Source organism: Blautia sp. LMAG:89, assembly GCF_008679485.1.
GTDB lineage: Bacteria > Bacillota > Clostridia > Lachnospirales > Lachnospiraceae > Blautia_A > Blautia_A fusiformis.
The window spans coordinates 768264-779375 of sequence record NZ_NANC01000004.1; the positions used below are offsets into that span (position 1 = coordinate 768264).

Below are 11112 nucleotides of genomic sequence, written 5' to 3' on the forward strand. Positions count from 1 at the left end.
CGCGTTTCTTCCATTATAAAAGGAGACCTGCACTGTGACAAGTCTCCTTTTATTTCGTTATTTCAAAACCGCACCCTCATCTGCGGATGACACCAGTTTCTGATAACGTTTCAACCATCCTCCTTTTACCCAGGATTCCGGCATTTTTTGTTTTTTTCTTCTCTCTTTAAACATTTCTTCTGTAACCCTGGCATTAATACGGTAATGAACCATATCAATATCAATAAGATCTCCATCTTCCAGCAATCCAATCTCTCCACCAGCTGCAGCCTCCGGAGAAACATGTCCAATGGAAGCTCCTCGGGATGCACCTGAAAACCTTCCATCTGTCAATAATGCAACATCTTTATCCAACTGCATTCCAGCAAGAGCAGAAGTAGGAACAAGCATTTCTCTCATTCCAGGGCCACCTTTAGGTCCTTCATAACGGATAACGATTATATCTCCACGTTTTATTTTTCCACCATAAATTGCTTTTACAGCATCATCTTCTCCGTCAAATACTCTGGCCGTGCACGTATGGATCAACATTTCCGGTGCTACCGCACTACGCTTTACCACACAGCCATTTTTTGCAATATTTCCAAAAAGGAATGCCAGTCCACCGGTATTTGAATACGCATTCTGTATCCTCCTGATAACTTCCGGATTTCTGTTCACTGATGAAGATATATTCTCTTCCAGTGTTTTGCCCGTCACTGTCAGTACTTTTGTACATAACAGTTTCTCATCAGCCAATTCCTTCATAACTGCTGATACTCCACCGGCTGCATCCAGTTCTTCCATATAATGTTCTCCGGCTGGTGCCAGATGGCATAGATTTGGAGTTTTCTCACTGATTTCATTAAAAACTTTAAGATTAAGTTTTATTCCTGCTTCACAGGCAATTGCAGGTATATGAAGGGAACTGTTTGTAGAACATCCTAGCGCCATATCTACTGTTATCGCATTTCTTAATGCCTTTTCAGTAATAATATCACGTGGTCTTATCTCCTTATTTACCAGATCCATAATCTTCATACCACTATGTTTTGCTAAATGTATTCTTGCCGAAGCAGGTGCAGGAATTGTTCCATTTCCCGGAAGTGCAATTCCCAATGCTTCACAGAGGCAGTTCATGGAATTTGCAGTAAACATTCCTGCGCAGGAACCACAGGATGGACAACTCTCACACTCCCATGTTTTCAGTTCTTCTTCACTGATCTTACCTGACTTAAAAGCTCCAACAGCCTCGAACATCTGTGAGAGGCTGACATTTTTCCCGTTTACATTTCCTGCATACATGGGGCCACCAGAGCAGACGATTGCAGGAATGTTCAACCGAACTGCTGCCATGACCATTCCAGGTACAATCTTATCACAATTTGGTATAAGAACCATACCATCAAAACAATGGGCTGCCGCCAAAGTTTCCACAGAATCTGCGATCAATTCTCTGGAAGCAAGTGAATAATGCATTCCTTTATGTCCCATTACAAGTCCGTCACAGACTCCTATCGCAGGAACTACAACCGGCGTTCCACCAGCCGCATATATTCCGGCTTTTACAGCTTCGGCCAGACGATTAAGATGCATATGTCCCGGAATGATCTCGCTCTGCGCAGATATTACTCCGATCAACGGCTTATGGATTTCTTCTTCTGTAAATCCCGCCGCATAAAGCAACGATCTTTGAGGTGCTCTTTCTGCACCAGATTTCATAATATCACTATGCATTCTTAATTCCTCTTACTCATAATATTCATACGCCCCTTCAATCGCATGAACAAGATCTACGATCAGTGAATTATACGGAACCGGAACCCCGTATAATTTTGCCTGTTCCACAATTGCTCCATTGATGACATCAATTTCTGTTTTAATTTTTCTTTTTCGATCCTGATACATGGATGAATATCCATGCTCAAGTCTTTTACAGGTCTGTTTTACAGATTCCAGAACCTGACGCCGGTCAAAATATGTCCCGTCTTCTTCTGCTACTTCTATCGCTTCATAGATCAGACGTTTGGCAAAGTTCCAGGCATACTTATCTTCTATCATATAGCTGATTGGAGTCTGAGCAATAGCTGTAAATGCATTGATTGAAAGATTTACAAACAATTTATCCCATATAATGCGCTGGATATCATCAGAAACCAATGTTTCCAGTGAACTTTCTTTCAGCATTCCATCCAGTTTTTTCAAAAGTTCATCTGCATGATGATTGCTTCCAATTGTAGTCACACCACTACCAGTATGTCTTACTACTGCCGGTGCCTCCGAAAATGCATTATGCTTGCTGGTTCCAATAATAATATTTTCTTTTCTGGCATAGCGTTCTATTTTTCTATCATTACCAGCTCCGTTTTGAAGTGTCAGTACCATCGTATCTTCCTGAAAAAGTTCTTTATTCTGTTCCAGTGCATTTTCAAGATACGTTGATTTTACAAACATGATCACTACATCCGCTTTTTCATCACATTCTCCGGATATATATGCTGAAATATTGTTTTTGTAATTCTTTTCTTCCCCATTCTCTTCTTTTACCACAATGCCCTGACTGTTAATCCTGTCAACTACAGTTCTGGATGTATCAACCATGATCACCTGATTCTTTTCACTCAAAAACGCCCCATACAGACAGCCCATTGCGCCGGCCCCAACAATAATAATCTTCATAAAATATCTTCCTTTTTTATTATTCCTTTTATCCGGCACGATGCCAGTGATCTATGTACTGACATCGTGCTGAACAAACGCTTATTTAACTTTTTTCCAGTTATATAATTCATAATCAAAATCAAAATCAACCCGGCAGCCAGTGATCTTTGTTGAATCATAAGCCGCATATCTCATACCTGATGAACAAAGCGGAATAACTGGCCATTCTTTCCATAATTCTACTCTCAGCTTATCAAGAATCTCTGCAACCTCTTCATCCGATTTAGAAGTACGTCCCTGAACGATCAGATCATCAACTGTATCAGAAGACCAGTATGAAAAGTTTGTAGACTGAATAGCCTTACTGCTCATAAGATAATCGTACCAGCTAAATGGATCATTGAAACAACCATTTGCGTTTAAGAATAAATCTCCATAAGTACCTGCCATTACCTGGTCATTCAGAGCAGAGGCATTGCATGGATTAATTTCAAGAGTAATTCCAATCTCTGCCAGCTCACTCTGAACAAGTACTGCCACATCCGGGAATGTTGAAAGATATTCAGTGTTATAAGCCAGGGACAAAGTACATCCATCTCCGTATCCTGCCTCTTCCATAAGCTGCTTTGCTTTATCCAGATCTCTTTCAATCTGTGGCTCATCATCATATCCCGGCCATGTAGCATAGTTCAGAGAAGACATCAGACAGCCTGCGCCTTCATATACATAATCTCTCAGATCCTGTCTGTTTACTGCATAGGAAATAGCTTCTCTTACCCTTTCATCTGCAATCGGAGAAGACTCATTCTGATCGCTCAGATTACACATCAGATATACTGTACGCATTTCATCCTGCTCGATCATATCAATTCCGTCTGTTGCTTTTAATCCTTCTACATCTGTAAAGTTGATCACATCATTATAATCTACATCGCCAGACTGCAGTGCAATAGAGGCTGTACTTGGATCGGCTATTATATCCATAACAACAGTTTCAAAATCAGCTGGTGATTTATAATAATCCTGATTTGCTTCAAGCGTCAGATGTGATCCGCTTACAAATTCTTTTATTTTGTATGCACCGGTTCCAGCACCTTCTATTCCATTGGAAAAAGATCCTCCAGCTGCTTCCACTGCTTTTTTATTACAGATACTTCCTGCTGAAGTGGAAAGCATATTAAGAAAATATGCATATCCGTAGTCCAGAGTAATCTTTACTGTATCGTCATCAACTACTTCCGCACTTTTCCATGCAGTTGTAAGTGCAGAAATATTCGGAGATGCAATCGCCTGATTAATAGACCAAGCTACATCTTCTGCAGTCATCGGATCTCCATTGGTAAACTTCACATCCTGACGCAATTTAAAAGTATACTCTGTTCCATCCTCATTAACTTCCCATGATTCTGCAAGATCCGGCTGAATTTCTCCGTTTTCATCCACACTTACAAGCTGATCATATAACTGATAATAAACATTAAAATTATCATAGCCTTCCCATGGATCAAAACTTGTTACCGAACTACGTACTACATGAATTTCTGAAGAGTCTTCTGATTTTGCACTTACGCTTAATGTACTTCCAACCAACAAAGTTGCAGTCATTGCCAGCCCAAACATGGCTGATATATATTTTTTTCTCATATTTATCTTTTCCTTTCTTAGTTAAAGTTTTACAGAATACACGCAACTGTATGTCCAGGGCTGATTTCTTTTAACGGTATATCTTCTTTTTTACACCTGTCAGTTGCATAAGGACATCTTGCTGCAAATCTGCATCCCTTTGGCGGATCGATCGGGCTTGTCAACTCACCCATGAGCAGTGACTGTGACAGTTTTCTTCCATGCAGGCTTGGTATCGGTACTGCATTCAGCAATGCCTGTGTATAAGGATGTGCCGGATTTTTGAAAAGCTCTCTGGATGATGCATATTCCACACACTGTCCAAGATACATGACCATAATATTGGTACTGATATGCTTTACAACACTAAGATCATGTGTAATAAACATATATGTAAGTTTCTGCGATTCCTGAAGATCCATAAGAAGGTTTAAAATCTGAGCCTGAATTGAAACATCAAGTGCCGAAACCGGCTCATCGCAAACAATAAACTCCGGATTCATTGCAATTGCTCTGGCAATTCCTGCTCGCTGCCTTCTTCCTCCATCCAGTTCATGCGGATAACTGTATGCATACATTTTTGCCAGTCCTACTGTTTCCAGAAGTTCATCTACTTTATCATACATCTCGTTCTTATTCTTGTATGTTTTAAAAATCTTAAACGGTTCTGCAACAATGTCTGCGATTGTCTGACGAGGATTTAATGACGAATACGGATCCTGAAAAATAAGCTGCATATGTTTTCTCATTGCAATCATCTTTTTTTCAGAATATCCTGTGATATCCTGTCCCTCAAACAAAATCTTCCCTTCTGTAGGTTCCAGCAGCTTCAATGTTGTACGTCCCAAAGTAGATTTTCCACATCCGGATTCTCCAACAACTCCCAACGTTGTACCTTTTTCAATCTTTATATTAATGTCATCTACCGCATGCAGCTGTCCTTTTCCTGTATTAAAATATTTTTTCAGATGCTGCAATTCTATACAGTTTGAAGTGGTACTGTTCATACTTTTCCCCTCCCTTCTCCAAATAAATGACAACGGATAAAATGTCCTTTCTCAAGTTCATTCATTGTCGGCATTGTATCACATCGTTCTGTACAGAACTTACACCTTTCTTTAAACGGGCAACATGTTCTTTGCACAGTAGGATCCGCAATCTGGCCTTCAATAGGAATCAGGCGGTCTGTTTCTTCGTCCAGTTTCGGAATAGAGTCAAACAACCCCTGTGTATACGGATGTCTTTTTCCACTGTCAAAAATATGTTTTACCGTACCACATTCTACAATCACTCCACCATACATTACCACCACTTTCTGGCATGTCTGTGCAATGATTCCAAGATCATGAGTGATGATGACCATAGCTGTGTTGATCTGTTTTTGAAGATCCAGCATCATTGTCAGTACCTGCGCCTGAATCGTTACGTCCAGAGCGGTTGTAGGTTCATCTGCCAGGATCAGTTTGGGTCGGCAGGCCAGCGCGATTGCGATCACAATTCTCTGCTTCATTCCACCAGAAAACTGATGTGGATATTCACGTTTTCTTTCCGGCGGAATTCCTACCATTTTCATAATCTCATCAACTTTTTGTTCCAGTTGATTTTTATCCAGATTTTCTGTGTTATGCAATTCCAGTATTTCCCGGATCTGACTTCCAATCGTCAATACTGGATTCAAACTTGACATAGGATCCTGAAAAATCATGGAAACGGCAGCTCCCCTGAGAAGTCTCATATCTTCAGGTTTTGCATGCAGTACATCTACACCATCCAGAAATATTTCTCCGTTTGTAACTTTACCAATATGTTCTGGAAGAAGTCCCATAACACTAAGCGCAGTAGTTGTTTTTCCAGCACCGGTTTCTCCTACCAGACCAAGTGTTTCTCCCTCATCAAGGCTGATATCCACACCATTTACTGCATATACCTTGCCCTCCATAGTACTGTATTCTACAAATAAATCTTTTATTTCCAAAAGCCTTTTTCCCATTTTTCCTCTCCCTATCTCTTTAAGGTTGGGTCAATTGCATCCTGAATACCATCTCCGATCAGGTTAATTGACACTACACTTAATATAATCGCGATACTTGGAACAATAGTCAGTATTGGATATGTCCTTAAATACTGTTTTGCGTCAGACACCATAAGACCCCATTCCGGTGTCGGTGGCTGTGTTCCCATTCCAAGAAAGCTAAGACTGCAGATACTCAGAATCTGAGATGCCAGAAGAAGTGTTGCCAGAACAATGATCGGTCCGATTGCATTCGGCAGTACCTGAACCAATATTGTTCTTGTCTTTGTAGAGCCACAGGCTGTTGCAGCTTCAATATAATCCTGCCCTCTTACAGTCAGGACAGATGACCGTACTACACGCGCCACAGGGGCAATCGTAGCAATAGTAAGTGCTATTACCAGATTTACCAATGAAGTTCCCAATGCAGTTACAATAGTCATTGCCAGTAGCAGAGATGGAATACACAAAATCATATCCATGGTACGCATAATTACATTATCTACTTTTCCGCCGCTGAATCCGGCTACTGCTCCCAACATTCCACCGAGCACCATAGATAAGAAGACTATTGTCAGAGATGCAATCAGTGTAATCCTTCCTCCAAACAAAATCCTCCAAAATGTTGATCGTCCAACCTGATCTTTTCCAAACAGCGATGAAACACCATCCGATAATCCCGGATTTGCATACCGATCTGTCAGATCCTGAGCCACTGCATTCTGATAATTTCCAAAGATACTTGTACCAATAACAAGTACCAGAACTATTCCCAGAATAACCAGTCCAACTACTGCCAGTTTATTTCTGCAATATCGTTTCCATATCTGGCAAATTTGTCCTTTTTTCTTTCTTCTACCCATGATCTTTCAGACCCCCTTTATGTACTGTGCTTTGATACGCGGATCGATAAGTGCATATGCAATATCAATTATCATGTTAACAATACAGATCACTACTGAAATCAGTATAATACACCCCATTACTGCCGGAGTATCTTTTGCAAGAATACTCAACTGAAGATAATTTCCAATGCCATTCATGGCAAATACATTCTCTACAACTACAGTTCCTGCAATCATTCCTGCAAAAGAAGTACCAAGAGAAGTAAGTACCGGTAAAAGTGCATTTCTGAGACAATGTTTAAAGATAATACTGTTCTCTTTTGCTCCTTTTGCCCTTGCAGTTCTTACATAATCCGCGCGAATCACTTCCAGCATAGACGATCTTGTTAAACGCACAATTGCTGCAAGGCATCCGCCAAATACCGCGATACACGGCAATACAAAATGCATTGGTGTACTGTCACCGGATGCCGGAAACCATCCCATTTTTAAAGAACAGAATAACATAAGCAAAAGTCCCATAACAAACTGCGGAACGGCCTGTAGCAGCATAGCCACCGCCTGAACCGACAAATCAAGTACACTATATTGTTTTACAGCCGCATAAACTCCTAATGGAATTCCCAGAAGTGCTGCTGAAAACAGACCAATTATGATCATTGGAAATGTTACCTTTGAGCAAATCTTGAGGTCTTCTGCTACTACTGTGTCCTTGCTGTAAGATCTCCCCAGATCTCCATGTACCAGACCTTTCATGTAATTAAAATATCTTACAAGAAACGGATCATTAAGTCCCCATTCTTCTCTTAATTCTTCTACTGCTTCTTTTGATGCCAGATTTCCAAGCTTATTTCTTGCTGGATCACCCGGTGTAAAAGAAAGAATTGCAAATATAATAAAGGTAATTGCAATAACGATTGGAATACACATCAATAATCTTTTAACTACATATTTAATCATTTTTTATTCCTTTCCGTTTTCATTTTCACTTTTCCATAACCATCTGAGACTTTCCGGTAAAATAGAAATTCCATACCGTCCGGAATGCGCTCCTGGTCCTATTACCAGTTTCACCTGATAATCTCTGTATTTTAATGCAGACTCCATATCCATATTGGCAATCTTCCAGTCTCCAAAACATGTATTCAGATCATGTTCTCCTGTCTGTAAAAACACTCTGAGATCTCTTTTTTTCCCTTTGCGGATCATTGATGGAAAATGATATCCACCACGAATATTTGTAAAGCTTCCAACATGAGTTAAAACTCTTGCAAAAATATCATTTCTATTCCATGCTGCCGCAAAAGCAGCATTTCCACTGGAAGAGATTCCACAGATTCCATGATCCCAAGCATTATTGGAAATTTTATAATTTTTTTGAATTTCGCTAATGATCTCTTTTTCAAGAAATTCCGCATAACGTTTATCAATGGAATCATATTCTATGCTTCGGTTATCCGTTCCACCATATCTTGGAAGTCCCGGTCCCCTGTCACCTGGCGAAATAAAAAGTCCTATCATTACAGGAATTTCTTTTTTAGCAATCATACTATCCAGTACTTCCGGCACTTTATCCTGCACATACCATCCACCATCCAGAAATACCATCAGAGCTACTTCCTGCCCTTTATACTGTTCCGGCACATAAAGCCAGTATTTTCCTTTTACTCCAGGGTAGATTTCACGACTTTCCCAGTCATGTTCTGTTACTGTTCCTCTCGGAACTCCTTCTGCTGGTGTTGCTTCTGGGGAAAGAAGATAATGCTCCTCTTCATAATCTGCATAGTCATAGCAGGCAATATCTTTTTCAGGCACATTGTTCCAATCTTTGTATTCAATACCATCCTGACCCCATTGCTCTTCTTTTACGTTCATTCTCTTCCTCCTTTTTGCTTCGTTCTGGTCTTTTTGTACAAACCATATGTATTTATCCGCCTCTTATATATGCATTATAACAAGTCATAGTTCTGCTTGTTATGTGGTATTCTTTTGTTTTGGTGGGATATTTTTGTTATTTTTGTAGGAAAAACACAAAAAAGCAGCGCCGCTGTATGGTAATTAAATTTCCTCTCAGCAGTACTGCTTTTATTTTCTGTTTTTATAATATTTCCTAATCTTTTCTTCTAAAGTTAAATACCAGAACTCCAAGCAAGATCACGGCCTTTACAAATCCAGTACTTCCCTGATTCAGTCCCAGAATACGCATACCATTGTCAAAGATTACCAATATCAGTGCAGCCATCAATGCACCTTCAATCCTTCCACTTCCTCCTCTCAATGAAAAACCTCCTGCACAACAGGCAATCAAACTGTCACTCATATATTCTGAACCGGAAAACGGAGTTGCTACATGACTGTAGCCTATGGTAAATGTAGCAGTGATCGTCATCATAAAAGAACAAAGTATATATGCCAGTATCTTTACTCTTCTGCTGTTTATTCCAATAAATTCAGCTGTTTCAAAATTTTCTCCAACCACATGTAAAAACCTGCCTGGGTAAGTTTTTTTCAGCAACAGCTTACTGACACTATATGCTATAAACAGTGCCAGAAATGCTGCTCCAAAAATCTTGTTTGATTCTCCCGTCCAAAACTGGAATATCTCCCCTTCTCCTATTATTGAATGGCCACCTGAGATCGTATAAACAAGACCATTCAGAATAATCATCATTCCAAAAGTTTCAACTGACGGTTCAATTTTGAAGTCTATACTGATACTTCCATTCAGATACCCTATAAGCATTCCTGTCAGCGTGGCAATAACAAATGCTGCCGCATAAGAAAACTGAAAACGTATAATAAGAATTGCCATCAGCATACCGGAAAATGCAATCTGCCCACCTACTGAAAAATCAATTCCACCAGTAAGAATAACAAAACTCATTCCAATTACAACCAGTCCTAACATAGAAAAACGATATAAAATATTCAGCATATTATTCAAACTGAAAAAATGACCCGTTATATATTCTAAAACAAACATTTCAATAACAGGCAGCAAAAGCACAAAAATGGGCTTCCTTGAAAATTTCTTTTCCTTATTTTTCATTATTCTTCCTGTTCTTTCTGATAATTATATACATTTGTAATAGTAACAGGAATATGAAATGTTTTACCTGTTTTTCCATCCAGTGAATTATTTTTCCATGCATAAACCGCATCTGCCCATTTTCTTGCTTCATCTCCCAGAAAAACAGTTCCTTTCATAATACTTCCCTCCGCAATTTTTTCAAATGCCTGTGAGGTTCCACCACATCCAAACACTCCCGTATCACCTCTGGCCTTCCCCATAATCCGAAATGCTTCTACAGCAGACAATGCATAACCATCATTATATGCTGCTACCATTTTCAATTCTGGATATCTTACTAACAGACTTTCCAGATAGCCCGATGCATCCTGTCCTGTTCCGTCCAAAATCGCAGTTTCTACTATTTCGTACTCATTTTCTGTCAGTTCTTTAAGTCTGGCATTCATCGCATCTGTCAGTTCTGTCATATTATCATTTATATAAGTCCCAACAGTAGCAATCTGACTGTTTTCCGGAAGATTTCTTTTAACCCATGAATAGCTTGTCTCCGCAATAAACTGTCCCGCTTTTCTATAATCCATACGAACAAGATAATCGTAATTGCTGGTTTCCGTACCAATAGTTATCAGTCCAATTCCAGCCTCCATAACTTTTTTCTGAATCTCAGCAGCGGAATCATCAAGAGGATACATACAAACTATATCCATTCCTTCTACTATACAATTTTCCAGAATCTCCTTACATGTCAGCATATCCTTTTCATAACTAACACACTCAATATTATAAAAACCATATCGTTGCAAATAATCCTGCAGATGATCAGCCAGACTTGCTTCATAATCCAAACTCAATGTAGGCATAATGATCTTCACTTTCTGATCTGTAGCCGTCATTATCATTTCTTTATTTTCCATATATCGGAACAAAAAAATACATGTTAAAACTATAAATGGTACAGAAAA

At 39.5% G+C, this 11112-nt stretch carries 10 protein-coding genes; all 10 read right to left on the reverse strand.

Annotation, left to right across the window (positions count from 1 at the left end; genetic code table 11):
• Nucleotides 1–57 precede the first annotated feature (57 nt).
• Complete coding sequence (ilvD, locus tag CCC70_RS07435) at nucleotides 58–1716, reverse strand: dihydroxy-acid dehydratase (protein ID WP_287084573.1); 1659 nt, start codon at nucleotides 1714–1716, stop codon at nucleotides 58–60.
• 12 nt (nucleotides 1717–1728) lie between these two features.
• Nucleotides 1729–2658: a ketopantoate reductase family protein gene (locus CCC70_RS07440; RefSeq protein ID WP_287084574.1), complete on the reverse strand. Its 930-nt coding sequence runs from the start codon at nucleotides 2656–2658 to the stop codon at nucleotides 1729–1731.
• 81 nt (nucleotides 2659–2739) lie between these two features.
• Nucleotides 2740–4284 carry an ABC transporter substrate-binding protein gene (locus tag CCC70_RS07445; RefSeq protein ID WP_287084575.1) on the reverse strand — a complete coding sequence of 515 codons (1545 nt, stop codon included), beginning with the start codon at nucleotides 4282–4284 and terminating at the stop codon, nucleotides 2740–2742.
• Between the two features lie 29 nt (nucleotides 4285–4313).
• Nucleotides 4314–5270 (reverse strand): ABC transporter ATP-binding protein, encoded by a 957-nt coding sequence (locus CCC70_RS07450; protein WP_287084576.1) that lies wholly within the window; start codon nucleotides 5268–5270, stop codon nucleotides 4314–4316.
• Entirely contained in the window at nucleotides 5267–6253 is a 987-nt protein-coding gene (locus tag CCC70_RS07455; protein WP_287084577.1) for an ABC transporter ATP-binding protein, read from the reverse strand. Before CCC70_RS07455 ends, CCC70_RS07450 begins: the two co-directional genes overlap by 4 nt.
• A gap of 11 nt (nucleotides 6254–6264) precedes the next feature.
• A complete protein-coding gene (locus CCC70_RS07460; RefSeq protein WP_287084578.1) occupies nucleotides 6265–7137 on the reverse strand; it encodes an ABC transporter permease in 873 nt (290 codons plus the stop codon).
• A 6-nt stretch (nucleotides 7138–7143) separates the two neighbouring features.
• Nucleotides 7144–8079 (reverse strand): ABC transporter permease, encoded by a 936-nt coding sequence (locus tag CCC70_RS07465; protein WP_287084579.1) that lies wholly within the window; start codon nucleotides 8077–8079, stop codon nucleotides 7144–7146.
• 3 nt (nucleotides 8080–8082) lie between these two features.
• The gene (locus CCC70_RS07470; RefSeq protein ID WP_287084580.1) at nucleotides 8083–8994 is read right to left on the reverse strand and encodes an alpha/beta hydrolase; all 912 of its coding nucleotides are present in this window, start codon (nucleotides 8992–8994) and stop codon (nucleotides 8083–8085) included.
• A gap of 235 nt (nucleotides 8995–9229) precedes the next feature.
• A complete protein-coding gene (locus tag CCC70_RS07475; RefSeq protein ID WP_287084581.1) occupies nucleotides 9230–10168 on the reverse strand; it encodes an ABC transporter permease in 939 nt (312 codons plus the stop codon).
• Complete coding sequence (locus tag CCC70_RS07480) at nucleotides 10168–11049, reverse strand: substrate-binding domain-containing protein (protein ID WP_287084583.1); 882 nt, start codon at nucleotides 11047–11049, stop codon at nucleotides 10168–10170. The genes CCC70_RS07475 and CCC70_RS07480 overlap by 1 nt, the downstream gene beginning before the upstream one ends.
• Nucleotides 11050–11112 lie beyond the last annotated feature (63 nt).